Source organism: Actinomadura citrea, assembly GCF_013409045.1.
GTDB lineage: Bacteria > Actinomycetota > Actinomycetes > Streptosporangiales > Streptosporangiaceae > Spirillospora > Spirillospora citrea.
In genome coordinates, this window is sequence record NZ_JACCBT010000001.1 from 7392267 (window position 1) to 7416953 (window position 24687).

At 73.8% G+C, this 24687-nt stretch carries 24 protein-coding genes; 19 read left to right on the forward strand and 5 right to left on the reverse strand.

What is annotated here, in order from left to right; translation table 11 throughout:
- Positions 1-72 precede the first annotated feature (72 nt).
- Entirely contained in the window at positions 73-1416 is a 1344-nt protein-coding gene (locus BJ999_RS33745) for an MFS transporter (RefSeq protein ID WP_218935360.1), read from the forward strand.
- Here the strand turns inward: BJ999_RS33745 and BJ999_RS33750 are convergent.
- A complete protein-coding gene (locus tag BJ999_RS33750; protein WP_229809953.1) occupies positions 1389-3620 on the reverse strand; it encodes a lantibiotic dehydratase in 2232 nt (743 codons plus the stop codon). The two genes, BJ999_RS33745 and BJ999_RS33750, sit on opposite strands and share 28 nt — an antisense overlap.
- A gap of 157 nt (positions 3621-3777) precedes the next feature.
- On the opposite strand from BJ999_RS33750, the gene BJ999_RS33755 reads away from it, so the two are divergent.
- From BJ999_RS33755 to BJ999_RS33805, 11 genes are all read left to right on the forward strand, one after another.
- A complete protein-coding gene (locus BJ999_RS33755; RefSeq protein WP_179837009.1) occupies positions 3778-4815 on the forward strand; it encodes a ketoacyl-ACP synthase III family protein in 1038 nt (345 codons plus the stop codon).
- Between the two features lie 184 nt (positions 4816-4999).
- Positions 5000-5887, forward strand: a complete 888-nt coding sequence (locus BJ999_RS33760) for a sulfotransferase (RefSeq protein WP_218935362.1) — start codon at positions 5000-5002, stop codon at positions 5885-5887.
- 1 nt (position 5888) lies between these two features.
- Positions 5889-6662: an SDR family NAD(P)-dependent oxidoreductase gene (locus tag BJ999_RS33765; RefSeq protein WP_179837011.1), complete on the forward strand. Its 774-nt coding sequence runs from the start codon at positions 5889-5891 to the stop codon at positions 6660-6662.
- 17 nt (positions 6663-6679) lie between these two features.
- The gene (locus tag BJ999_RS33770) at positions 6680-7519 is read left to right on the forward strand and encodes a family 3 encapsulin nanocompartment shell protein (protein ID WP_179837012.1); all 840 of its coding nucleotides are present in this window, start codon (positions 6680-6682) and stop codon (positions 7517-7519) included.
- Positions 7519-8361 (forward strand): transketolase, encoded by an 843-nt coding sequence (locus tag BJ999_RS33775; RefSeq protein ID WP_179837013.1) that lies wholly within the window; start codon positions 7519-7521, stop codon positions 8359-8361. Before BJ999_RS33770 ends, BJ999_RS33775 begins: the two co-directional genes overlap by 1 nt.
- The gene (locus BJ999_RS33780) at positions 8358-9374 is read left to right on the forward strand and encodes a transketolase family protein (protein ID WP_179837014.1); all 1017 of its coding nucleotides are present in this window, start codon (positions 8358-8360) and stop codon (positions 9372-9374) included. Before BJ999_RS33775 ends, BJ999_RS33780 begins: the two co-directional genes overlap by 4 nt.
- The gene (gene lysW / locus BJ999_RS33785; RefSeq protein WP_141582295.1) at positions 9349-9516 is read left to right on the forward strand and encodes a lysine biosynthesis protein LysW; all 168 of its coding nucleotides are present in this window, start codon (positions 9349-9351) and stop codon (positions 9514-9516) included. Before BJ999_RS33780 ends, lysW begins: the two co-directional genes overlap by 26 nt.
- On the forward strand, positions 9513-10388 hold the full coding sequence (gene lysX / locus BJ999_RS33790; protein WP_218935364.1) for a lysine biosynthesis protein LysX: 876 nt from the start codon (positions 9513-9515) through the stop codon (positions 10386-10388). Before lysW ends, lysX begins: the two co-directional genes overlap by 4 nt.
- The gene (argC, locus tag BJ999_RS33795; protein WP_179837015.1) at positions 10385-11398 is read left to right on the forward strand and encodes an N-acetyl-gamma-glutamyl-phosphate reductase; all 1014 of its coding nucleotides are present in this window, start codon (positions 10385-10387) and stop codon (positions 11396-11398) included. The genes lysX and argC overlap by 4 nt, the downstream gene beginning before the upstream one ends.
- Positions 11398-12213: a [LysW]-aminoadipate kinase gene (locus BJ999_RS33800; protein ID WP_179837016.1), complete on the forward strand. Its 816-nt coding sequence runs from the start codon at positions 11398-11400 to the stop codon at positions 12211-12213. The genes argC and BJ999_RS33800 overlap by 1 nt, the downstream gene beginning before the upstream one ends.
- A complete protein-coding gene (locus BJ999_RS33805; protein ID WP_179837017.1) occupies positions 12210-13241 on the forward strand; it encodes a M20/M25/M40 family metallo-hydrolase in 1032 nt (343 codons plus the stop codon). Before BJ999_RS33800 ends, BJ999_RS33805 begins: the two co-directional genes overlap by 4 nt.
- Before the next feature lie 13 nt (positions 13242-13254).
- Here BJ999_RS33805 and BJ999_RS33810 read toward each other — a convergent pair whose 3' ends face one another.
- The 3 genes from BJ999_RS33810 to BJ999_RS33820 are packed head-to-tail and all read right to left on the reverse strand — an operon-like array spanning position 13255 to position 15664.
- Entirely contained in the window at positions 13255-14088 is an 834-nt protein-coding gene (locus tag BJ999_RS33810) for a M23 family metallopeptidase (RefSeq protein WP_179837018.1), read from the reverse strand.
- 19 nt (positions 14089-14107) lie between these two features.
- The gene (locus BJ999_RS33815) at positions 14108-14608 is read right to left on the reverse strand and encodes an ArsR/SmtB family transcription factor (protein WP_179837019.1); all 501 of its coding nucleotides are present in this window, start codon (positions 14606-14608) and stop codon (positions 14108-14110) included.
- 45 nt (positions 14609-14653) lie between these two features.
- Positions 14654-15664 carry a patatin-like phospholipase family protein gene (locus tag BJ999_RS33820; RefSeq protein WP_179837020.1) on the reverse strand — a complete coding sequence of 337 codons (1011 nt, stop codon included), beginning with the start codon at positions 15662-15664 and terminating at the stop codon, positions 14654-14656.
- 429 nt (positions 15665-16093) lie between these two features.
- On the opposite strand from BJ999_RS33820, the gene BJ999_RS33825 reads away from it, so the two are divergent.
- The 3 genes from BJ999_RS33825 to BJ999_RS33835 all read left to right on the forward strand — a co-directional run bounded on the left by BJ999_RS33825 (position 16094) and on the right by BJ999_RS33835 (position 20108).
- The gene (locus tag BJ999_RS33825) at positions 16094-17479 is read left to right on the forward strand and encodes a glycoside hydrolase family 10 protein (protein WP_179837021.1); all 1386 of its coding nucleotides are present in this window, start codon (positions 16094-16096) and stop codon (positions 17477-17479) included.
- A gap of 266 nt (positions 17480-17745) precedes the next feature.
- Positions 17746-18702, forward strand: coding sequence for a DUF5954 family protein (locus tag BJ999_RS33830; RefSeq protein ID WP_179837022.1), 957 nt, complete (start codon positions 17746-17748; stop codon positions 18700-18702).
- A 116-nt stretch (positions 18703-18818) separates the two neighbouring features.
- Positions 18819-20108, forward strand: a complete 1290-nt coding sequence (locus BJ999_RS33835) for a phosphodiester glycosidase family protein (RefSeq protein ID WP_179837023.1) — start codon at positions 18819-18821, stop codon at positions 20106-20108.
- 108 nt (positions 20109-20216) lie between these two features.
- Here the strand turns inward: BJ999_RS33835 and BJ999_RS33840 are convergent, their stop codons facing one another.
- Entirely contained in the window at positions 20217-20993 is a 777-nt protein-coding gene (locus BJ999_RS33840; RefSeq protein ID WP_179837024.1) for an NYN domain-containing protein, read from the reverse strand.
- Positions 20994-21255: 262 nt separating this feature from the next.
- Here BJ999_RS33840 and BJ999_RS33845 point away from each other — a divergent pair, with 262 nt between their 5' ends.
- From BJ999_RS33845 to BJ999_RS33860, 4 genes are all read left to right on the forward strand, one after another.
- On the forward strand, positions 21256-21696 hold the full coding sequence (locus BJ999_RS33845; RefSeq protein ID WP_179837025.1) for a VOC family protein: 441 nt from the start codon (positions 21256-21258) through the stop codon (positions 21694-21696).
- Between the two features lie 67 nt (positions 21697-21763).
- Positions 21764-22168, forward strand: coding sequence for a nuclear transport factor 2 family protein (locus BJ999_RS33850; RefSeq protein WP_179837026.1), 405 nt, complete (start codon positions 21764-21766; stop codon positions 22166-22168).
- A gap of 434 nt (positions 22169-22602) precedes the next feature.
- Positions 22603-23787: an acyl-CoA dehydrogenase family protein gene (locus tag BJ999_RS33855; protein ID WP_179837027.1), complete on the forward strand. Its 1185-nt coding sequence runs from the start codon at positions 22603-22605 to the stop codon at positions 23785-23787.
- Positions 23784-24686: an acyl-CoA dehydrogenase family protein gene (locus BJ999_RS33860; protein ID WP_179837028.1), complete on the forward strand. Its 903-nt coding sequence runs from the start codon at positions 23784-23786 to the stop codon at positions 24684-24686. Before BJ999_RS33855 ends, BJ999_RS33860 begins: the two co-directional genes overlap by 4 nt.
- Position 24687: the final 1 nt, after the last annotated feature.

Sequence of the window (24687 nt, forward strand, 5' to 3'; positions counted from 1 at the left end):
CTCCTGGTGAGGAGACCCATGCTCCCTGCGAAAGCGTCTGGTCGGCGTCCTGCGGCTGCGGGCGGCGGGGGGGTGGCGCTGGCGTTGCTGTGCGGGTGCCAGCTCACGTTGGTGGTCGACGCCTCGATCGTGAACATCGCGTTGCCCGGGATCCAGCGGGGGCTCGGCTTCAGCGACGCCGGGCTCTCGTGGGTGGTCAACGCCTACACGCTCGCGTTCGGGGGGTTGCTGCTGCTCGGGGGACGGGCCGGCGATCTGCTCGGGCACCGGCGGGTGTTCGTCGCGGGGGTCGGGGTGTTCACCGTCGCCTCACTGGTCGGGGGGCTCGCGGTCTCGCCGGGGTGGCTGCTGGCGGCCCGGGCGACGCAGGGGGTCGGGGCCGCGCTCGCGGGTCCGGGGGCGCTGGCGCTCATCGCGACGACGTTCCAGGACGCGGAGCGCAGGAGCCGTGCGCTGGCCGCGTTCTCCATGGTCGCGAGTGTGGGGATGGTCGCCGGGCTGGTGCTCGGGGGCGTCCTGACGGCGTGGGCGTCCTGGCGGGCCGTGCTGTTCGTCAACGTGCCGGTGGGCCTCGCGATCGTGCTGCTCGTGCCGCGGGTCGTGCGGGAGTCGGCCAGGCAGGAGGGGCGGTTCGACGTGGGCGGGGCGCTCACGTGCACCCTCGGGTCGACGCTGCTGGTGTACGGGTTCATCCGCGCCGCCGAGCAGGGATGGTCCGGGGCGCTCACGGTGGGCGCCTTCTGCGGGGCGGGGGCGCTGCTGGTGCTGTTCCCGGTGGTCGAGGCGCGGGCGCGGCAGCCGATCGTGCCGCTGGGGCTGTTCGCCGACCGGGACCGGGTGGGCGCCTTCCTCATGCGGTTCCTTCTCACGGCGGCCATGAGCGGGATGCTGTTCTTCCTGACGCTCTACGTCCAGGGGGTGCTGGGGTACGGGCCGCTGGCGACGGGGTTCGGGTTCCTGCCGACGACGATCGCGCTGATCGCCGCCAGCAGGGCGGTGCCCGGCCTGCTGCCCCGGTACGGGCCGCGGCCGATCATGGCGGCCGGGGCCGTGCTGTGCGTGGCCGGGATGGTGTGGCTGACCCAGGTGGCGCGGGACAGCTCCTACCTCGCGATGATCCTCGGGCCGGTGCTGCTGTTCGGGGCGGGGACGGGGCTGGTGGCGGTGGCGGCGACGTTCGTGGCGATGCGGTCGGTGCCGCCCGGGGAGTCCGGGGCCGCCTCGGCGCTGCTGCAGAGCATGCAGCAGATCGGCGGGTCGCTGGGCGTCGCCGTCCTGGTCACCGTGGACCACGCCGGTTCGTCGAAGGTGGACGGCATGCGGGACGCGTTCACGGCCGGGGTGGCGTTCACCGGCTGCATGCTCCTGGCGCTGGTCGCCTTCCGCGCTCAGGGACGTTCCGGGTCGCAGAGCTGAAGGCGCAGCTCGCAGCTGTAGCGCCGACCCTTCGCGTCGGGCAGCCACGATTCGTCCAGGTCCGGCAGGAGTTCGGTGAAGACGACGGGGACGTCGTCGCCGGAGGACGCGCGGGCGGCGCGGAGCAGCGTGGCGAACGAGGAGACGTACCGGGGGCCGGTGAAGTCGACGTACACCGGTTTGACCTCCGTGCCGACCTTCGCGAAGACGCGTTCGGGCATGCCGAGGGAGCGGCGCAGGCGGCGGGCGGCGAGGTACTCGCGGGCGCCGTGCGCGGGCGCGATGCCCGTCCCGCCGACGGTCGTGCGCCAGGTCTCGCGGGCCACGACGAGCCCGTCCAGGGTGAGCCGCGGGTGGTGGGGGCCGGCGCCGGCGAGCTTGAACGCCTCGGCGCCGAGCCAGCCGAACAGCAGCGCGAACACCTCGCGGAGCGGGCACCGGAGCCCGTCCGGTCCGGTGACCTCCAGGGTTCCGGCGTGCTCGGACACGGTGAGCGCGACGAGCGGCAGGGCGCGGGCGGGATCGGCTCCGGGGGCCGCGGCGAACCCGAGCTGGTGGTCGGTGACGCCGAGGACGGGCGCGATGCGCGCGGTGTAGTGGGGCCACCAGGTCGGGTACAGCGGCCGGAACTGGGGGCCGATGTCCTCGGCCGCCGCGGCGCGCAGCCGGCCCGGGTCGGGGTGCCGGTCGGCGAACACGGCGCAGTCCAGGGTCGGCCACGCGGTGTGCATCTCGCCGAGGACGAGGGTGAACTCCCCCGCCGCCATCGCCTCGGCGCCGGCCGCGCCGAGGCACAGGTCGGGACTGTGGATGCGGGCGCCCGCCCAGCCGGGACGCTCGGCGGCGAACAGCCGGGCGGCGGGCTCGTCCAGGTCGGCGGCGGTGAAGGCCAGGCGGCGCTCGCCCGGCGCGCCGTCCAGCCCGAACAGCGCGTTCCAGCGGCGGGCGAACTCGGCGGCGACCGAGTCCACCGGGCGGTCGTGCCCCGTCAGCAGGGCCTGGGCGGCGTCCCAGAACACCGGCATCGGCACGCCGTCGGCGCCCGGTTCGAGCAGGTCGCGGTACAGGTCGCGGAAGGCGGCGTCGTAGGCGTCCGCGAGAGTGGCCGAGAGCCAGCGCGCGGCGGGCAGCAGGACGGACCCGAACGGGCCGGACAGCGCGTCCAGGAGCGGGCGGCCGAACGTGACGTCCAGGTCGCGGACGGTGTCCTCGTAGCAGAGCCGCCGCCCCGCGTACATCTGCCCGCTGCGCCGCTCCGGCTCCGCCCCGGTGACGGCGGTGAACTCGGTGTCCAGGCGTTCCAGGGCGGCGGCCAGGGCGTCGGCGTCGCCCGCCGCGGCGGCCACGGACGCGCGCGCCCGGTCGAGCCGGGCGAGTCCGGCCAGCGCCCGTTCCCGGGCCTTCGGCTCGGGAATCGCGTTGAGGGTGCCGCGCAGCACGCTTTCCGCCCTCGGGTTGTACGGCATGTTCACGCCCCGCCAGACGATTCCGTCGTCCACCAGCCGATCCAGCGCGGTGGCCAGGTGCGGGTCGGAGGCGATCTCGGCCACGGCGCGGGTGCCGTCGCAGCGGGACACCACCTCGGCCTCGGCGGCGGTCAGGGGGCGCGGGCCCTCCCCCGGACGCAGGACGCGGTCTCCGTCGGCGAGCAGGTGCGGGTGGACGCCGGCGGGCAGCCACCGCGCCACGTCCGGGTCGTCCAGGAGTGCGGCGACGTACGCCTCCAGTGCCCAGAACTCGTAGTCGACCCTGCGGGACCGCACCAGCCCCCCACCGGGCCGCGCCTCGACCGCGTCCGTCGCCTCGGGGTCTAGCGTGCCCCAGGCGACGGGGCCGAAGAACCCGGCGGTGTCGTTCTTGCCGCAGTAGCGCTGCCAGTAGCGGACGAGCGTGTTCTCCCGCCCCCGCCGCTTCTTGCGCTCCAGCCTCGGGTTCTTGCCCGGCCGGACGGCCGGGCCGTCGGCGAGACGTGCCAAATGCACCGCGGCGGCGGGGTTCTGCCATGTCACCGCCTCGCGGAACAGCGGATCGGCGGCGATCTTCGCGGCGGCGCGGCTCGCGTCCGCCAATGCGGTGTCCATGGCCTGCGTGAATTCGGTTTCACCGGTGGCGCCGTCGAGAAAGTCGTCGGCGGTGGCGGCGCATTCCGGCGCGGCGAAAAGCGCGAGCCCGTCCGCGGGGAATCCGGTGGAGCGGATCAGCACATCTCGCCAAACCGACCATCGCGTTCCGGGTAGCGGCACCGAGTGCCGTCCGTCGCCCACTGCGATCTCCCTCCGCCACCGGAAACGGCTCTCGCCCCGCAAAGAAGATCAACATAATGTGTGATTTGTTTGCCGTCACCCTCTCGGAGGTCCGCACATGCGCTGCGACGGTCTGTTCCTCGCCGGGCTCGCCCACCGGCTTCCCGAGGCCGTGGAGGTGGACGGGGCGGTGGACGGCGGCCGCTACGACGCCGACGACCGGAAGGCCGACGCGTACGCCTCCGTCGCCGTCGCCACCGACGAGGCCCCGCCGGAGATGGCGGCCGCGGCGGCGCGCCTCGCGCTGGACCGGTCCGGGCTCCCGCCGTCCGGCGTCGCGCTCCTGCTGCACGCGTCGGCCTGGTTCCAGGGCGTCGACTACTGGCCGGCCGCCTCGTACGTGCACCGCGAGGTCCTCGGCGACGACGGCCGGCGCGCGCCCGCGCTGGACGTCCAGCAGATGTGCGCGGGCGCCCTCGGCGCGCTGGAACTGGCCGCCTCCTACCTGGCCGCCGACGCCTCCCGCGCGTCCGCCCTGGTCACGACCGCGGACCGGTTCACCGACCCCGGGTTCGACCGGTGGCGCGGGGACGTGCGCGGCATCGTCTACGGGGACGGCGCGGCGGCGGCGGTGCTGGCCCGGGAGGGCTTCGCCCGGCTGCTGGCCGTCTCGACGGTCGTCGACACCGCGCTGGAGGGCATGTACCGCGGCGACGAGCCGTTCGCCGCGGCGCCCGGCCGCCGGGTGGACGTGCGCGCCCGCCGCGCCGCCTTCGCCGCGCACGCGAGGCAACTGGTGGGGAGCCTGGCGGAGCGGACCACCTCCGGTCTGAGCGAGGCCGTCGGACGGACGCTGGACGAGGCCGGGCTGAAGCTCGCCGACGTCTCCCGCTTCGCCTTCCCCAACGTCGGCCTGCACGTGCTGCGCACCCGGTACGCCGAGCCGCTCGGCCTGGACGTGGAGCGCACCACCTGGGACTGGGGCCGCCGCACCGGCCACGTCGGCGCGGCCGACCAGCTCACCGGCCTGACCCATCTGGTCGAGACCGGGCGGGTGGGGCCGGGCGACCGGGTGCTGCTGGTCGGGATCGGCGCCGGGTTCGCCTGGACGTGCGCCGCCGTCGAGATCACCGAGCGTCCCGGCTGGGACGGCTGACGCCCGCCGATATTGCGGAGCGCTGGTCGCCCCCGCCATCACGACCGCCCTCTGTTATGTCATGAAGTCACAAAAAGACGAATCAATCCTCTTCCTCGCGTGACGGTTCCACTTTACGGAAGATCATGTTTTTATGTTCCCGACCAGCTTGTGCCGGTACACCCCGGAGGGTCGCGGTTTGCCAATGAAGGTGCTTTACATCACCGGTTGGTGTCGCAGCGGCAGCACCATGCTGGGCAACGTCCTCGCCGAGGCCCCGGGCATCGTGCACGTCGGCGAACTGCGTTTTCTCTGGCTGAACGGGGTTCTCGGAACGGGCAGCAACGGCAGGTGCGGCTGCGGGCTCGGCCACCGCGAATGCCCGTTCTGGTCCGAGGTGCTGGAGGAGGTCCGCCCGCCCGGGACGCCCCTGGAACGGCACGCCGCCGAGGTCGTCGCCTGGCAGGAGGCCTACCGGACCCGGCACACCTGGCGGGTGCTGCGCGACCCGCCGCGCAACGGGTGGCCGGACGCGCTCGCCGCCACCTACCGCGCCATCGCCCGGGTCTCGGGGGCGCGCGTCATCGTCGACAGCTCCAAGTTCGCCTCGGACGCCGCGCTGCTGGCGTCCCTGCCGGGCGTCGAGGGCAGCTACGTCCACCTGATCCGCGATCCCCGCGCGGTCGCCTGGTCGTGGCTTCGGCCCAAGGCGTACACGGGCCGCCGCTCCGCGCTGAACAGCACCTGGCACTGGACCGGCTTCAACCTGGCGGCCGAGGCGGTCGGCCGCGCGCACCGGGACCGCTCGCTGCACATGCGCTACGAGACCCTGGTGCGCAGCCCCCGCGCCGCCGTCGGCACCATCCTCGACCTGCTCGGGCACGAGGGGCCGAACCCCGTCGACGCCGACGGGACGGTCGAGCTCGGCGGCAACCACACGGTCACCGGCAACCCCGACCGCTTCGGCCGCGGCCGGACCCGGATCGAGGAGGACCGCAGGTGGCACGCCGCGCTCCCGCGCCCCCAGCGTTCCGCGACCACGCTCATGGCGCTCCCGCTGCTGCACCGGTACGGCTACGAGAAGAGGGTGTGACGTGGACCTCGGACTGAACGGCAAGGTGGCCCTGGTCGCGGGCGGGTCGGCGGGCATCGGGCTCGCGATCGCCCGCGACCTGGTGCGCGAGGGCGCCACGGTGTCGATCGCGGGCCGCGACCCCGGCCGGCTGGCCAAGGCCCGCGACGGGATCCTCGCCGACCTCGGCGCGGAGGTCGGGACCCGCCCGCTGGACGTGCGCGACACCGCGGCGGCGCGGGCCTGGGTGGACGACGCCGCGGCCGAGCACGGCGCCGTGCACATCATGGTCACCAACGCGGGCGGGCCGCCCGCCGGGCCGACCGGGGCGTTCGGCCCGGACGACTACCGCGCCGCGCTCGACCTCGGGATGGTCTCCCACATCGGGCTCGTGCAGGCCGCGCTCCCGCACCTGCGGGAGGCCGGCTGGGGCCGGGTGCTGATGGTCACCAGCGAGACGATCCGCGACCTCATCCCCGCCTTCGCGCTGTCGGGGATCGTGCGGACCGGGCTGGTCGGCTACGCCAAGACCCTCGTGCACGAGCTCGGCCCCGGGGACGTCACCGTCAACGTCCTCGCGCCCGGGTACACCGCGACGGACGCGCTGCTGTCCGGCATCACCGGCGAGCACGAGGCCGAGACCGCCCGCGTCGCGCGGGAGGCGGGCATCCCGCTCGGCCGGGTCGCCCGTCCGGAGGAGGTCGCGGCGGCCGGGGTGTTCCTGCTGAGCGCCCGCGCGAGCTTCGTGACCGGCACCGTCCAGGTCGTCGACGGCGGCCGTTCCCTGGGGGTCTGACCATGTCCGATGTGCCCATGTCCGACGTGCGCATGATGCTGGACGATCCCGAGCTGACCCGGCGCAGCCCCGGCGAGGAGTTCGCGCTCGCCCACGCGCGGCACGGCCCGGACGCGGCGGTCGGGCTGCGCGCCTCCATCAGCGACCTGTTCCCGCCGGCCAGACGTCGTCCGCGCCTCACCGTCCGGCACCTGCTCCGCAAGGCCGTCGTGGACGCCGACGAGGTCACCGTCTTCACCGAGCGGGCCGAGAACACCTCGCCGGACGACGCCGCCCCCGAGTGGGAGTTCGAGGTGGGCTCCGCGACCGTCCGGACGCAGGTCGTGCGGGCCTCGGTTCCGGTGCCCAAGGAGATCCTCGCCGACCCCGCCGCGCTCGCCGCGTTCGTCGACTACCGCCTGCTGGTGCGGCTCGGCACGGCGGAGAACGACGTCCTGCTCAACGGAACGGGACCGATTCAGGGCCTGCTGCGCGTCCCCGGGTTACGGCGCCGTCCCGCCGACCCGGCGGACGGCGGGTCCGCCGCCCGGACGCTGCTGGCGACGGCGGCGCTGTGCGAGTGGTACGGCGGGTCGGCGGACGGGATCGTCATGCACCCCGACGACTGGTGGCCGCTCGTGGGGGACGGCGCGTTCCTGGAACGGCTCGCCGTGCAGGGCGTCAAGGTCGGCCGGACCCGCATGGTGCCCGCGGGCACGGCCCTGGTCGGCGACTTCACCGCCGCCGCGACGCTGCTGGACCGCCGGTCCTCGACGATCCGGCTGGACGGGGACGCGCTGGTGGCCGAGATCCGCGAGGGCCTGGCCGTCCACCTGCCCGGCCATTTCGTGCTCACCTCGCTTCCCGGCGGGCGCTGATGGGCGCGCAGGCACCGGCCGATCCGCCGGCGGCGGACCTGCCGGCGGTCGCCCACCGGGTCCGCGAGCACATCGTGCGGATGTGCGCCGGGCCGGAGGGCGGCCACCTCGGCGGGTCGATGTCGCTGGTGGAGATCCTCACCCTGCTGTACTTCGAGGTGATGCGGGTCGATCCGCGCCGTCCCGCCGCGGTGGAGCGTGACATCTTCCTCCTCAGCAAGGGGCACGGCGCGATGTGCCTGTACGCGGTGCTGGCCGAGCGGGGCTTCTTCCCCGTCGCGGAGCTGGCGGACTACTCCCGGCCGGGCAGCAGGCTGATGGGCCATCCGGTCCGCGCGGTGCCCGGGGTGGAGATGCCCACCGGATCGCTCGGGCACGGGCTCGCGCTCGCCAACGGGTTCGCGGTCGCCGACCGGGGCCGCCGCTGCTTCGCCGTCCTCGGGGACGGCGAGCTGCAGGAGGGCGCGGTCTGGGAGGCGGCCATGGCCTCGGCCGCGCTCCGCCTCGGCAACCTCACGGCCGTCGTCGACCGCAACCGCCTTCAGATCACCGGCCCCACCGAGGACGCGATCGGACTGGAGCCGCTGGCGGACCGCTGGCGCAGCTTCGGCTGGACGGTGCGCGAGGTGGACGGCCACGACTTCGGCGCGCTGCGGGAGGCGCTCGCCCCCGGCGTGACCGGGGAGGGGCCTCCGGTGGCGGTCATCGCCCGCACGGTCAAGGGGCGCGGCCTGCCGTCGCTGGAGGCGAAGACGCGCAGCCACTACGCCAAGCTGAGCGGCCGCCAGGCCGAACGGTCCCTGGCCGTGCTCCGGGCCCGGCGCAGGAGGGCCGTCTCATGACGGCCGACCGCCCCGCCCCCCACGAGACGTCCCGGCCGCGCTCCGCGCGGGAGGTGTACCGCGACCTGCTGCCGGAGCTGATGCGCGCCGACGACCGGCTGTACTGCCTGGACAGCGACACCGGGCTGTTCGATGCGGCCGCCTTCGCCGAGGTCCCCGGCCGCTACCTCAACCTCGGCATCGCCGAGCACAACCTCATGGGCACGGCCGCGGGCCTGGCCGCCAGCGGGAACGTCCCGTACGTCACGACGATGGCGACCTTCGCCGCGACCCGGGCGCTGGAGGCCATCAAGATCGACATCGCGTACAACGCGCTGCCCGTCCGCATCGTCGCCACCCACGGCGGGCTGGCCGCCGGGCACCTCGGCCCGACCCACCACGCGCTGGAGGACCTGGCCGTCATGCGGGCGCTGCCCGGCTTCACCGTGGTCGTCCCGGGCGACGCGGGGCAGGCGGGCGAGGCCGTCCGGCAGAGCGCGGCGCTGCCCGGCCCCGTCTACATCCGGCTCGGCCGGTCGGCCACCCCCGGCCTGGACGGCGCGGCTCCCGGGGGCGGCCCCTTCGAGATCGGCCGGGCGCAGTGGCTGCGGCGCGGCGGGGACGTGGCGCTCATCGCCTGCGGACCGCATCCGGTGCTGGCCGCGGCGCACGCCGCCGACCGGCTCGCCGGGCGGGGCGTGCGGGCCGCCGTCCTCAACCTGCACACGCTGCGCCCGCTCGACGCCGCGGCCGTGGTCGCGGCGGCCGAGGGCACCGCGGGCGTCGTCACCGTCGAGGAGCACTGGCGCTCGGGCGGCCTCGGCGGCGCCGTCGCCGAGACCCTCGCCGAGCACGCGCCCGCCCGGGTGGCGCGCGTCGGCATGCCCGACACGTTCGCCGAGCGCGCGGGCGGCCAGGAGGACCTGCTCGACCGGTACGGCATCACGGCGGACGCGGTCGTCGCCGCGGCGCTGAACCTGACCAGCGGAACCCATGGAGGTGGCACCCATGACCCAGACCTGTCCCGAGTGTGAGGGCCCGGTCCAGCTCGCCGAGCCGGTCCGGCTCAGCGAGATCGCGCAGTGCGCCGACTGCTCCAGCGAGCTGGAGGTGGTCGGCCTGGAGCCGGTGACCCTCGCGCTCGCCCCCGAGATCGAGGAGGACTGGGGCGAGTGAGGCCGGTGGCCGTGCTGGCCTCCCGGGTGCGGTACGAGGAGAAGCGCATCTTCACCGCGCTGGAGCGCCGCGGGGTGCCGTACGCGCACGTGGACACCCGCCGGTTCAGCGCCGAACTGGGCGGGGGGACGGCGCCGGGCGGCCGGTCGGCGGACGCGGACGGGCCGCTCTACGCGGCGGCGCTGAACCGGGAGATCTCCCACAGCCGCGGCCTCTACGCGTCGATGCTCCTGGAGGCGCGCGGGGTGCCGACGGTCAACCGGTCGGAGGTGATCGCCGTCTGCGGCGACAAGCTGCGCACCTCGCTGGAGCTGGAGCGCGCCGGCGTCCCGGCGCCGCGCACGGCGGTCGCGCTCACCCCCGACGAGGGCGCCGCGGCCGCCGAGCGGCTGGGCTTCCCCCTGGTGATCAAACCGCTGACGGGATCGTGGGGACGGCTCGCGGCGGCGGTGCGCGACCGGGACGCGGCGCAGACCGTCCTGGAGCACCGGGCCGCCCTGCCCTCACCGCTCCAGCACATCGTCTACCTGCAGGAACTCGTCGACAAACCGGGACGCGACATCCGGGTGATCGTGGCCGGGGACACGGTCGTGGGCGCGACGTACCGCTACGCGGACGGCTGGCGCACCAACACCGCCCGGGGCGCGCGCTCCGAGCCCTGCCCGCTCACGCCCGAGCTGGTCGAGCCGGCTCTGCGGGCAGCGCGGGCCGTGGGCGGCGGGATCCTGGGCGTCGACCTGATCGAGGGGCCGCGGGGGCCGCTCGTCCTGGAGGTCAACCACAACGTCGAGTTCCGCGGGTTCCAGGACGCGCACGGCGAGGACGTGGACGTCGCGGACGCGATCGTCTCCCACGTGCTGGAGGCGGCGTGATCCGGGCCGCCGTCATGGGCGCCGCCGGCTACCTCGGCGGCGAGCTGCTGCGGCTGCTCATCGGCCATCCGGGGACGGAGGTCGCGCACGCGGTCTCGACCCGGTTCCCCGGCCGCCGCGTGGACTCCGTCCACCCCAACCTGCGGGCCCAGACCGACCTGCTGTTCAGCGCCCCCGACGACCTCGACGCCTGCGACGTGCTGCTCATGGCGACCCCGCACAAGGCCACCATGGGCCTGCTGCCCGAGATGAGGGGACGGGCCAAGACGGTCATCGACCTCTCGGGGGACTTCCGCGACCCCGACCCCGCCGTCTACGAGCGGTACTACGGCGTCCCGCACACCGCGGCAGAGCTGCTCGGCGCGTTCGTCCCCGGCGTCCCCGAGCTGTTCCGCGCGGAGCTGGCCGAGGCCGACCTCATCAGCGTGCCCGGGTGCATGGCCGCCGCGGCGATCCTCGCGCTGCACCCCCTGACCGGGCTGATCGGCCCGGACGTGCACGTCGACGCGCGCACCGGGTCGAGCGGGTCGGGCGCGCTCGCCGGGGACGCCAACCTGCACGCCGAGCGCAGCGGCGCGCTGCGGGTGTTCGCCCCGGTGCGGCACCGCCACGAGGCGGAGGTGGCGCGCCTGACCGGGCTGAACGCGAGGATGACCGCCACCGGGGTCGAGGCCGTGCGCGGAGTGCAGGTCGTCTGCCACGCCACCGGCACCGGCTCCGTCGACGAGCGGGCCGTCCGCCGCGCCTACCGCGAGCGCTACGCCGGCGAGCCGTTCGTCCGGATCGTCGCGCACCGCACGGGGACGCACCGGCTCCCCGATCCGAAGCTGCTGTCCGGCTCCAACTACTGCGACGTCGGCTTCGCGGTGGACGGCGACCGGATCACCGCGATCGCCGCGCTGGACAACCTGGTGAAGGGCGGGGCGGGCGCCGCGGTGCAGTGCCTGAACATCCGCACCGGCCAGCCCGAGACCCTGGGCCTGGGGTTCCCCGGCCTGCACCCGGTCTGATGGGCTCCGGTCTGATGGGGATCGTCGTGGTGAAGTGCGGCGGCGCGGTGCCCGCCGAGGCGGTGTGCGCGGACCTCGCCGGGCTCGCGGGCCGGGTCGTCCTCGTGCACGGCGGCGCCGCCGACGTCGACCGGCTCGCCGGGGACCTCGGCGTGCCCGCCCGCACCCTCGTGTCACCGAGCGGCGTGAGCAGCCGGCACACCGATCCGGCCATGCTGGAGGTGCTCACGCTGGCGCTCGCCGGGCGGGTCAAGCCGCGGCTGCTACGCGCCCTGGCCGCGAACGGCGTCCCGGCCGTGGGGCTGACGGGGCTGGACGGCGGGCTGCTGCGGGCGCGGCGCAAGCCCGCGCAGCGCACCGTGCGCGACGGCCGCACCGTCATCGTCCGGGACGACCACAGCGGGCGGCTCACCGGCGTTCGGCCCCGGGTACTGAACGTGCTGGTCGGGGCCGGGTTCGTCCCGGTGGTGTCGCCGCCCGCGCTGGGCGAGGACGGCGCGCCGGTGAACGTGGACGCCGACCGGGTCGCGGCGGCGGTCGCGGGCGCGCTGCGCGCCGAGCGGCTGGTCCTGCTGACCGCGGCGCCGGGCGTGCTGCGCGACGCGTCCGACGAGGACTCCCTGCTCGACCGCTGCCCGCTTCCGCGCGAGGGCCCCGTCCCCCACGCGGCGAGCGGCGGCATGCACCGCAAGCTCATCGCCTCCCGCGAGGCCCTGCTCGCGGGCGTCCCCCGGGTGTCGATCGGCGACGGGCGGCTCCCCCGCCCGGTCACCGCGGCCCTGGACGGCGCCGGCACGACACTGGAGATCATATGAGCGGCCCCGTCGACCTGCTGCACGCCATGCTGTCCATCCCCTCCCCGTCCGGCCGGGAGGACGAGCTGGCGCGGTACCTGGAGAAGGTCATGAACGACCTCGGCATGGCCGCGGGACGCGACGAGGCCGGCAACGTGATCGGCGACATCGGCACCGGCCGGGGACCGGTGGTGATGCTGCTCAGCCATCTCGACACCGTCGACCGGCCGCTGCCGGCGCGGCGCGAGGGCGGCCGCCTCGTCGGCCGGGGCGCCGCCGACGCCAAGGGGCCGCTCGCCGCGATGATCAGCGCGGCGGCGGCCCGGCCCTCGTTCCCCGGCACGCTGCGGGTGGTGGGCGCGGTCGAGGAGGAGCGGCTGTCGCGGGGCGGCGAGCACCTGGCGCGCACCGTCCCCGCGCCGGACGCGCTGCTGGTCGGGGAGCCGAGCGGCTGGTCGCGGGTGGTGCTCGGCTACAAGGGCAAGATCGACATCGAGTACCGGGTGGCCCGCGCCGCGACGCACTCCACCAACCCCGCCGCCAAGGCCACCGAGGTCGCGGTGGCGTTCTGGCACGACCTGCTGGAGGCGCTCGGCCCCGAGCGCGACCACGGCGCCTTCGGGCTGCCCGCCGCCACCCTGCGCGGCGTCCGCGGCGACCTCACCGAGGCGCGGCTCGACGTCGACTGCCGCGTCCCGCCCGGGTACGACGCGCAGGCCCTGGCCGCGCGGCTGCGCGCCCGCGCGGACGGCGGGGAGGTCACGGTCGTCCGGCACGTCCCGGCGGTGCGCCGCGGGCGGACCGACCCGGTGGTCCGGGCGGTGTCGGCCGCGATCCGGCGGCACGGCGGGACGCCGCGGCCGACCCTCAAGACCGGCACCTCCGACATGAACACCGTCGCGCCGCACTGGGACGTGCCCATGGCGACGTACGGGCCGGGCGACAGCTCGCTGGACCACTCCGACGAGGAGCACATCGAGATCGCCGAGTTCCTGAAGGGCGTGGACGTGCTCACCACCGCCCTCGACGAGCTGGCCACCACGCTCTGACGCGGGCTCGTCTTCAGCGGGCCGGCGCGCCGGCCGCGGTGGTGAAGGGGCGGCGGCCGCCGGGGACGCCGGTCCGGGTCTCGCCGCCGCTCTCGTAGGGGAACGCGAACGGCAGGCCGGCGGCGGCCATCGGGCGCGGGCGGTCCATGAGGTGGAAGTGCAGGTGCGGCTCGGAGGAGTTTCCGGAGTTGCCGACCTCGCCGAGGACGTCCCCGGCCCGGACGCGGTCGCCCTTGGAGACGCGCGGCGAGCCGCGGCGCAGGTGGGCGAAGACCGCGTACACGCCGTCGCCGAGGTCGAGGGTGACGGAGTTGCCGACGACGAACCTGCCCGCCGACAGCGTCAGGAGCGACAGCAGCTGGCGGAACACCATCCCCTCGACCATCAGGTAGACGACGCCGGGCCAGGAGTTCCGGCTCCAGTGGTCGCGCTGCCACCCGCTCACCTGGACGACGACGCCGTCGGCCGGTGCGAGGACGTCCCGCCCGAACGAGGGGAACGTGTCCGGACGCGCCGCGAGGGGCCGGCTCCGCAGAGCGCTCCAGCCGCCGTCCGGGACGTGGACCAGGTCGATCGCGTAGGTCTGGCCCAGCTCGTGGGTTCCGTGGCTGGGCACCTTGTCGGCGGGGCTGTTGACGGGCACCCAGCGTCCTTCGACCGGGCTGCGCAGGGCGACCGGTTCGGTGTCCGAGGGGCCGCTGCGCACGAAGAACACGACGAACCCGGCCACGATGAGGGCCATCCCGAGCCACGCGAGCACGTCGATGCCGTGCAGGGGCGCGGTGAGGGCCGGCACCAGCCCAAGCAGGATGAACAGCGTCCTGAATCGTGCGAGTGTCCTGGGCATCGTCCCTCCATCGGGTCGGTCAGCGGCGGGTGGCCGCCAGCACGGTGAGAATCGGCACCACCCGTTCGCCGGGGACGCTGTAGCGCCCGCGCCCGGTGGTGCGCAGCCACCCGGCCGCGACCAGCTGGCGAAGATGGTGGTAGAGCTGCCCGGTCGTGCCGAGGCTCTCGTGGGCGGCCAGCTCGGCGGCGGTGCGCGCGCCCTGCAGGATCTCCCGGAGCAGCAGCAGCCGGACGGGGTGTGCGAGCGCCGACAGCGTCTCGGCGTTCTGCGACCAGTCGTCCGCCAGCAGGTCGCCGGTCGGGTGCCCCTGCTGCCATTCGTAGTGCTCCCCGGACGGGAGCGTCACCGAGCCGGTGAACAGCACCGCGCCGGGCTCGGCGACCCGCTCCTTCAGGGCGTCCAGGGCCCAGAACGTGCCGGCCGGTTCCGGGCGTCCGGCGCCGGGCGGGGTCCCTTCGAGCGCGGTCACGCGCTCCTCCAGGCGCGCGACGCGTTCCGCCAGCGTCTCCTCTGTCACCGCTTCACTATTACGTAAGTACGTAGATTCGACAAATCACGCGGCTCAGTCGGTCGCCGGGCGCGCGAGGGGACGGGACGTGCGGTGGCGCGCCAGGTAGGCGCGGTGGTCCCAGTCGTCCAGGAAGCGGGCCGCGGCCTCGCGACCGGCCGCATAGAGACGGTCGCGGGTGGCGGCGTCGAGGTCGAAGTCGGTGGCGAGGACGCCGCCGGTGTGGGCGAACATCGTGCGGGCCACGATGGCCGGCTCGTCCATCTGCACCCTGTCGTGCGCCTCCGCCATCGTCGTCACTAGTGCGCGGCCGTAGCCGGCGGGGCCGCGGACGGAGCGCCACTGCGGGAAGACGCCGCCGGGCAGGGGACGGGCCGACAGCTTCACGCCGAACGTCGGCCAGCGGGGCTCGCGGTCCTCCCGGTCGAAGATGGTGATCGGGTAGTTGGAGAGCATTCCGCCGTCCACCTGGACGCATGCGCGACCGTCGATCCGGCGGACGCGGCGCGGCCGGAAGAACACCGGGATGGACGCCGAGGCGCGCACCGCGTCCGCGACGGGCTGCTCGTCGGGGTCCAGTCCGTACCGCTCGTAGTCCCACGGCAGGCGGACCATTCGCCCGCTGCTGATGTCGGAGACCACGACGACGAGTTTGTAGGCGTGCCGCGGCGGGAGCGCCGAATCGGGGTCGTGCATTTTCAACTGCCCGAACGTCTCGACGCCGCATTCCTTCAGGCGCGCCGAGATCCACCCGTGCAGGGCGTCGCCCTTGTGCAGTCCGAGAGTGGTGAGCAGGGACAGGCCCCGGACGACGGCGAAGCGCGAGCCGTCCTGGAACGACCGGTAGTCGAGCCCGCGCATCAACTCGACCATCTCCGGGACCGGCATCCCGGCCGCCAGCAGCGCTCCGACGATCGCGCCGGCGGACGTCCCGGCGACGCGGGCCGGCGCGCCGAGCCGGTACCCCCGCGCCTGCGTCTCGGCGATCGCGCCGACCAGCGCGATGCCCTTCACGCCGCCGCCCTCCAGCACGAGGTCGGCGCGCGGCACTGCCGAAGAGTCCATCGATCTCCCTTCCCCGCGGCGCCCCACGGCACCACGGATCACTTTTCGGTTGAAAACAGAAATCACTCGTCTAATGAATGAATCCGTTTCGTCGCTCTCTTATGAGATGCCCTATCGATCGATCTTTCATTGGTCCGCGGCGGGTATTTTTACGCACCCTTTTCTGACCGTCGCGGCGGCGACGCGGACGCGATGCCCATCAGCGACCGGCCGCGCGGGGAGGGTGGGACCGGACCACGGCTGAGGCATCGAAACATTTCGAAGGACGGTTCCGCGGTAGGGCACACCCTGTGCATGCCTGCCCTTTGAAAACAGGAAACAACCGGTTGACGCCCGGGACCCCCGGGGTTACTTTCCTGTCGGTTGTCGAAAAGTATCGAAACTTTTCGAAGCCCCTCATCCTCCCACCCCTGCAAGGAGAACGAGACCATGAGGAGAGCATTCATCGCGCTGCTCAGCGCGGGCGCACTGCTCCTGGCGGCGCCGGTGGCCGTCGCGCCTCCCGCCCTGGCCACGATCAAGGAGGCCGCCCCGGGCACGCTCAAGGAGGCCGCCGCCGCCAAGGGCCGGGTCTTCGGCACCGCCGCCGCCCAGGCCCACCTGGGCGAATCGGCGTACGCCTCCACGCTCGACCGCGAGTTCAACCAGCTCACGCCCGAGAACGAGATGAAGTGGGACACCACCGAGCCGTCCAGGAACTCGTTCAACTTCGGCGCCGCCGACCAGATCGTCGGCCACGCCCAGGCCCAGGGCATGAAGATCCGCGGGCACACCCTCGTGTGGCACAACCAGCTGCCGGGCTGGGCCGGCGGCATCTCGTCCCGGGACGACCTGCTGAGCGCCATGCGCAACCACATCGCGAAGGAGGCCGGCCACTTCGCGGGCAAGATCGCCTACTGGGACGTGGTCAACGAGGCGTTCCAGGACGGTTCCGGCGCGCGGCGCGACTCGGTGTTCCAGCGCGTCATGGGCGACGGCTACATCGAGGAGGCGTTCCGGGCGGCGCGCACGGCGGACCCCGCCGCCAAGCTCTGCTACAACGACTACAACATCGACGGCCAGAACGCGAAGAGCAATGCGGTCTACGCCATGGTCAAGGACTTCAGGGCGCGCGGCGTCCCGATCGACTGCGTGGGACTGCAGGCGCACCTGACGCTGGGGAACGTCCCGTCCGACATGCAGGCCAACATGCAGCGCTTCGCCGACCTGGGCGTGGACGTCCACATCACCGAGCTGGACATCCGCATGTCCACGCCCGCCGACGGCTCCAAGCTCGCCACCCAGGCGAACGACTACAGGAAGGTCGTCTCCGCGTGCCTCGCCGTGTCGCGCTGCACCGTCATCACCGTCTGGGGCATCACCGACAAGTACTCGTGGATTCCCGACGTGTTCCCCGGTGAGGGCGCCGCGCTGCTGTTCGACGACAACTACGGCAAGAAGCCCGCTTACAACGCGTCCCTCGAAGCCCTGGGCGGCACGGACCCGGGCGACCCCGGCGACCCGGGCGACCCCGGCGCCGTCACCTGCTCCTACACCCGCACCGCGCAGTGGGACACGGGCTTCAACGGCCAGGTGACCATCAAGGCGGGCTCCAGTCGGGTCAGCTCGTGGACGGCCGTTCTGACGATGGGCTCGGGCCAGCAGATCAGCGGCCTGTGGAACGGAACCCCGAGCACGAGCGGCAACGTCGTCACGGTGAAGCCGGTCGGCTGGAACGCCGACCTCGCGCCGGGCGCGTCCGCCTCGTTCGGGTTCACCGTCAACGCCCCGGGCGGCAACCAGGCGCCCCCGGCCCTCACCTGCAGCAGTCCCTGACGCCCGCTCTGTAAGACCGTCGTCCGGCACGGCGCCGGCTCCCGTGCCGCCGTGCCGGACGGCTCACGCGGCCGTTCTCCCGCCGCGCCCCGCCGGAGCGTTCGCGGACGCCCTCACCCCCATCCGGACGATAGGAAAGTCGTTGTCACCCTCACCGAACAGCTCCGCCAAATAAACCTCGCAAATACTCTCAAGACCGAATCTTTCCGGCGTTCGAATGCGGGAAAAGCCGTGCGAGCGGTGCCGCGTCCGGCCAGGATGCGGGCATGACCTTCCCGCTGATGCACGGGTACGATCACATCAACGTGGTGGCCCGGCTCGATCCGGTCGCGGACGTCCGAGATCGGGAACTCGGTGAGCGGATTCAGGGATATCCAAAGCTCTTTCCCGCGGGATCCCCCGAGTTCGGTTACGCAGTGCAATTCGGGAAAGAATGGCGGATCGGGTCGCTGGGCGCGGACGGCCCGGCCACCGCCCGCTACAACCTCGCGATCGACCTCCGCACCTCCGCCGCGCAGGAGACCGATCCCCCGACCGTCCGGGCGATGCTCGCGGCGGCCGCGCGGCTCGACCCAGAGGAGGGCGAGCAGCTCGCCAAGGACGAGTGGGAGATCGGCGACCGCCGCTACCGCGTCGTCCGGGTGGAGAAGTTCATCCTGCTCGGCGACCGGGTGATGGAGCCGCCCCGGTCCACCGACGCCGACCTCACCGCCGACGGCCTGCTGCGCGACCACCTGCTCGACCCGCCGGCGCCGTGCGGCCCGTGGGAGGCGCAGCTCCGGCTGAACCTCGTCGGACGGCTGCCGGTCGCCGGCACCGTCCCGGACATGATCCGCACGGAGGCGCGGCACGCGATCCGCACGCACCCCGGCGTCGTGCTGCTCCCGCCCACCTTCATCGCGGTGGAGGTCGACGGCGCGGCCTGGGCCCCGCTCACCGGCGGCGACGACCCGGAGGAGGCCCGCGACCGGCTGGCGCGCCACTTCACCGACCTGATGCCGAGGCTCCGCGAGTTCCAGGGCGACCCCCCGTCGGACGCCGAGCTCGCCGAGTGGACCGCGATCGCCGACGGCATCCGGGCGACGTCGGGCCACCTGTTCAGCGTCCGGGGCCGCGAGTTCCGCACGGTCCGCGTCTGCCGCATGCTCCGCCTCGGCCGCGACGGCCCCGAGGCCCCCCGCCCGTCCGACCAGGACCACTACGGCCTCCCCACCTTCGGCTGACCGCCCGCCCGGTGCGTGTCGCGTGATCTTCCGCGGGTGTCAATCTCCGGCTCCTTTGTCCTTCATCCGCCGCGCGTCATGATCAAAAAGCAGGGGAGCCGATGGAAGGTGGGCGGATGAGCAGCAGGTGGGCGGCCGTGGGAGCGGCGGCGATCGTGGTGGTCGGGGTCGGATGGGGTCCCGCGCGGGCGCAGGCGCCGCCGGGCGGCGACGGGGCGGGGTCGGGTGAGCGGGCGGACGCGGCGGGGGCGCGGGCCCGGGTCTCGGCCGAGGTCGGGGACGTGCGGTTCACCTCCTCGGAGAAGCTCGCGTCCGGCGCGACGTTCCGGAGGTTCGAGACGTCCGGGGCCGGCGGCCGGGTCGCCGGGGATCTGGTGGGCGTCGACCTGCGCAGAGCCGGGGTCGGCCTCCTGCGGCCGCCCGTGGTCGCCGCGCGGCGCACGGTGTCGGCGATGGCGGACGCGCAGCACGCCGTGGCGGGCGTGAACGGCGACTTCTTCAACATCAGCGAGACCCATTCCGGGGTGCTGCCCACGGGGTCGTCGTCCGGGCCGGAGGTGGACGGCGGCCGCCCGCTCAAGGGGGCCGTCCCGGACGGGCAGCGGTTCGGCCCCCCGCTGCCGCCCGGCACGTCCGCCGAGGACGTCATCGGGGTCGGCGCCGACCGGCGGGGGCACATGGCGCGCCTGCGCCTGACCGGGACTGTCCGCTCCGGCAAGACGTCCATCGCTCTGCGCGGCCTCAACCAGTACGCGCTCCCGGTCGGCGGCGTCGGGGCGTTCGGCCCCGCTTGGGGGGAGGTTTCCCGGCAGCGCGCCGTATGCGGGACGGACAAGGTGCGCAACGACCCGTGCAGCACGAACACCGCCGAGGTGACCGTGCGCCGGGGCGTGGTGACGGGCGTCTCCGGCACGGTGGGCGGCGGCGCGATCCCGTCCGGCACGACCGTGCTGGTCGGGAGGGAGAAGGGCGCCGAGGCGCTGCGCCGCCTCAAGCCCGGCGACCGGGTGCGGGTCTCCTACCGCTTCACCGGGCCGGTCCGCTTCCGGTTCGCCGTCGGCGGGTTCCCGATCCTGCGGAACGGCAGGCCGCTGGACGGCCTGAGCGCCACCGGCCCGGCGCCGCGCACGGCCGCCGGGGTGAGCCGCGACGGCCGCCGCTTCTACCTCGTGGTGGTGGACGGAAGGTCCGAGCAGAGCGGCGGGGTGACCGTCGCCGAGCTGGCGTCCCTGCTGGACAAGGCGGGTGCCGACGACGCCGTGAACCTCGACGGCGGCGGTTCGTCGACGTTCGTCGCGCGATCCCCCGGCGAGCCCTCGGTGACCGTCCGCAACGCCCCCTCGGACGGATCAGAACGCGCGGTCGCCAACGGCATCGGCGTCTTCACACCGGGCGCCCGGCACTGAAAGGGCCCGCGGCCGCTCGCTGGAGGCACTGGCGTCGAGGACGAGGGACGGTGCCCCGCATCGCATGCCCCACCGATCACCCGTCGCGCACGAACGCCTGGCCGGGGGCTAGGACGGCTTCTTGTCCTGGTGGCGCTTGTCGCGGACGTAGATGATGTTCGCCTTGCCGTCACCGGGGCTGCGGCGGTCCAGGACGAACAGGGTCGTCGCGGCGATCAACTCGTTGAGCTTCACGTAGCCGTAGTTGCGGGAGTCGAACTCGGGGCGCTGCTTGGTGATGATGTGGCCGACGGACGCGAGGGCGGCCCACCCGTCCTCGTCGGACGCCGCCTCCACGGCGTTGCGGAGAAGGTTGACGAGGGCGGCGTCCTTCTTCAGCTTGGCGGCCGGTGTCGGGGGCGCCGGCTTGAGCGTCACGGCGGTCGGGGTGGTCGAACTCTGGTCGTACAGCAGGTTCTCGATGTAGATGAACTTGTCGCACGCCGCCACGAAGGGCTTGGGCGTCTTGCGTTCACCGAACCCGTACACCGTGAGGCCCGACTCACGGATGCGCGCGGCCAGGCGGGTGAAGTCGCTGTCACTGGAGACGAGGCAGAACCCGTCGAAGCGGTCCGAGTACAGCAGGTCCATCGCGTCGATGACCATCGCCGCGTCGGTCGCGTTCTTGCCCTTGGTGTAGGCGAACTGCTGGATCGGCTGGATCGACTGGTCGAGCAGCTGCTCCTTCCAGCCCCGCAGGCTGGTGCCGGTCCAGTCGCCGTAGGCGCGCTTGACGTGCGCGGTCCCGTACTTCGCGACCTCGGCCAGCAGCGCCTCGACGATCGCGGGCTGCGCGTTGTCGGAGTCGATGAGCACCGCCAGCCTGGCAGTGTTCTCGCTGACCATACGCGCCCCCCGAAAGCCTCCGCCCCGCTCGCCCCGAGCGGGTTCACCATGTCAAAGGTCGTACACCCCTTGCCCGACCTGCGCCGGCAAGGCGACCCCGGCCTCATTATCCAAGGCCGGGCCCCCACCCGCAGGAACCTTGCCGTCCCGCACCTCGCCGACCATGCGGTTGTTCCGTGGCCGGGGATGCCGAGGACGGCCTATCATCTCCGTCCCAAGGCCAGAAGCGGCTACTGGCCGTGCCACCCGGAGGAGGCCCGGCATGACGGTCCAGCGGATGGACAACGTCCTCATCGTCGTCGAGGATCTTGAGGCCGTCATCGCGTTCTTCGTCGAACTGGGCCTGGAGCTCGAGGGCCAGGGGCCACTCGAATGGCGCGGGGCCGAGCGTGTCATCGGGCTCGACGACGTCCGGCAGGACGTCGCCATGCTGCGGGTCCCGGACGGCCCCGGGCGAGTGGAGCTGGCGAGGTTCCACAGGCCGAAGGCCATCGCCCCCGAGCCGAAGGACGCGCCGGCGAACACGCTCGGGCTTCGTCGCGTCATGTTCGCCGTCGACGACATCGAGGACGTCGTCGCCCGCCTGCGGGCCCGCGGCGCCGAACTCGTCGGCGAGATCGTGCAGTACGAGAACATCTACCGGCTCTGCTACGTCCGCGGCCCCGAGGGCATCGTCGTCGGACTCGCCGAGCAGCTGAGCTGAGAGCCGCCGACGCGGACCCGCACTCGGCGGGCTTGCTCCGCAGGTCCGGCCTGTAAGGTCGGCACGCATGACAGCAGAAACACCGGCGCAGACCGTACAGCGTTTGTTCCCGCTGCTCGCCGAGGGGAAGAGCGCGGAGGCGGCGGCGTTGTTCGCCGACTCGGTGTCATTCTCGATCCCGCACCCGCCGGGCATTCCGTGGGTACCGGAGGTCGACTCGGCGGACGGCATGCGGGCGTTCTTCGAGCTGCTTCAGACCCATGTGCAGGCCAAAGAACTCGACCTCCACCAGGTCGTCGCCGAGGGCGACGATGTCGTGCTCATCGGGCACATGGTCTCCGAGGTCAAGAAGACGGGCCGGGACATCGACACCGCGTTCGTCCTGCACACCACGGTCCGGGACGGGCGGATCACCCGCTACCACCTCTACGAGGACACCTACGCCGTCGCCAAGGCCTACTTCGGCGACTGACCGTCCGGCCGGCTCGCGCGACCAGCTCCCGCGCGAGCCGGACGTGATCCTGGCCAGGGCCACCGCGACGCTCGGCTTCGACCGGCCGGTGGCCCTGCTCCTTCTCGAATTCCCGGTCGCCTGACCGACGGCGAGGCCCCGAAGGCATCCTCGCCCGCGCGATCGCCCGTGACGTCGAGGCGGGCGGTGTCGCCCACAACCTCCGCTCCCCCGAGCCGGCGCGCATCTTGCCGCCCATGCCGCCCTCCCAGACGAGGCCCGGGACGGTCGTCACGGCGGGCGGCCCATGAGCCCCACGAACGAGGATTCCGCAGACGCGAAAGCGGCGGCGCCCCGAAGGTTCTCCGGCCGCCTGGATCTCACTGGGCGGGAGGGGGAGGCGGGGGTGGCGAGGGGCGGTTACTCTACCAAACAGTTGTTAGAAAGAGGGTCGCATGGATCTTGAGTTCGGGGCGGCGGACGAGGAGTTCCGCGGCGAGGTGCGGGCGTGGCTGCGCGAGCACGTCCCGGCGCGCCCCCTCCCGTCGCTGGAGACCGGGGAGGGCTTCGCGGCGCACCGGGAGTGGGAGCGGACGCTCGGGGCGGCGCGGCTGGGCGTGGTGTCGTGGCCGGAGGAGTACGGCGGGCGCGGCGCGTCGGTGCTGCAATGGCTGGTCTTCGAGGAGGAGTACTACGCGGCGGGGGCGCCGGGACGGGTCAGCCAGAACGGCATCAACCTGCTGGCGCCGACGCTGCTCAAGCACGGGACGCCCGAGCAGCTCGCGCGGATCCTGCCGCCGATGGCGGCCGGCGAGGTGATCTGGGCGCAGGCGTGGTCGGAGCCGGGCGCGGGCAGTGACCTGGCGGCCCTGCGGTCGACGGCGACCCGCACCGACGGCGGATGGCTGCTGGACGGGCAGAAGACGTGGAGTTCGCGCGCCGCGTTCGCCGACCGGGGGTTCGGGCTGTTCCGGTCCGATCCCGAGTCGTCCGGAAACGAGCGGAGCGAACCGGGGGGTGTGGGGGGTCGTCCCCCCACAGTGAACAGACACAAGGGGCTCACCTATGTGATGTTCCCGCTGGACACCGAGGGCGTGACGGTCCGCCCGATCGGGCGGCTGGACGGCAAGCCCGCGTTCGCCGAGCTGTTCCTCGACAGTGTCTTCGTCCCCGACGAGGACGTCATCGGCACGACCGGGGACGGCTGGCGGGTCGCGATGGCCACCGCCGGCAACGAGCGCGGCCTCACGCTGCGCAGCCCCGGGCGGTTCACCGCGGCGGCCGAGCGGCTCGTCGAGCTGTGGAAGGAGCGCGCGGACGCCTCCGGCGACGCGCTGCGGGACCGGGTCGCGGACGCCTGGATCAGGGCGCGGGCCTACCGGCTCAAGGGGTTCGAGACGGTCTCGCGGGACGACGACATCGGCGCGGAGTCGAGCCTGAACAAGGTGTTCTGGTCGGAGCTGGACGTGGCGCTGCACGAGACCGCGCTCGACCTGCTCGGCCCGGACGGCGAGCTGGAGTCCGAGTGGCTGGAGAACTACGTGTTCTCGCTGGCCGGGCCCATCTACGCGGGCACGAACGAGATCCAGCGCAACGTGATCGCCGAGCGGCTGCTCGGCCTGCCGAGGGGGTCCCGGTGAAGTTCGTTCTCTCCGCCGAGCAGCGGATGTTCGGCGAGACGCTGCGCAAGCTGCTGGGCGGGCCCGGCACCGCCGAGGCGGCCCGCGCCTGGGCGGACGGGGACGCCGGGCCGGGGCGCGCGCTGTGGTCGGCGGTCGCCGAGGCCGGGGCGTTCGCGGTGGCCGTCCCGGAGGAGGCGGGCGGCGCCGGGCTGCTGCCGGTCGAGCTGGCCGTCGCGGCGGAGGAGCTGGGGCGGGCCGCCGCGCCCGGCCCCTACGTGGAGACGCTCGCCGCCGCCGAGCTGCTCGGCGGGTCGCCGTGGCTGCCGCGCATCGCCGAGGGCGAGGCGGTCGTGACGCTCGCCGTCCCGCACGCGCTGGACGCCGACGTCGCCGACCTGGTGCTCACCGTCGACGGCGTCGAGCGCAGGGCGACCGGGGCGGCCGTGACGTCGCTCGACCCGGCGCGGCGGCTGTTCCGCGTCCCCGAGGGGGCGGGGTTCACCGACTTCGGCGTGCTGCTGTGCGCGGCGCAGCAGGTCGGGCTCGGGCGGGCGCTGCTGGAGGTGTCCGTCGAGTACGCCAGGACCCGGCGGCAGTTCGGCCGCCCGATCGGCGAGTACCAGGCGATCAAGCACCATCTGGCGAGCGCGATGGTCGAGCTGGAGTTCGCCCGCCCGCTGGTGTACGGGGCGGCGCTGGCGTACGGGACGCCGGACTTCGCGCGGGACGTGTCCGCCGCGAAGGTCGCCGCGTCCGAGGCGTCCTACGGGATGGCCAAGACCGCGCTCCAGGTGCACGGCGCGATCGGCTACACCGACGAGTACGACCCGTCGCTGTGGATCCGCAAGGCGCGGGCCCTGTACTCGGCGTGGGGCACCGTGGCCGAGCACAGGGCGCGGGTCGTCGCCGCGCTCTAGA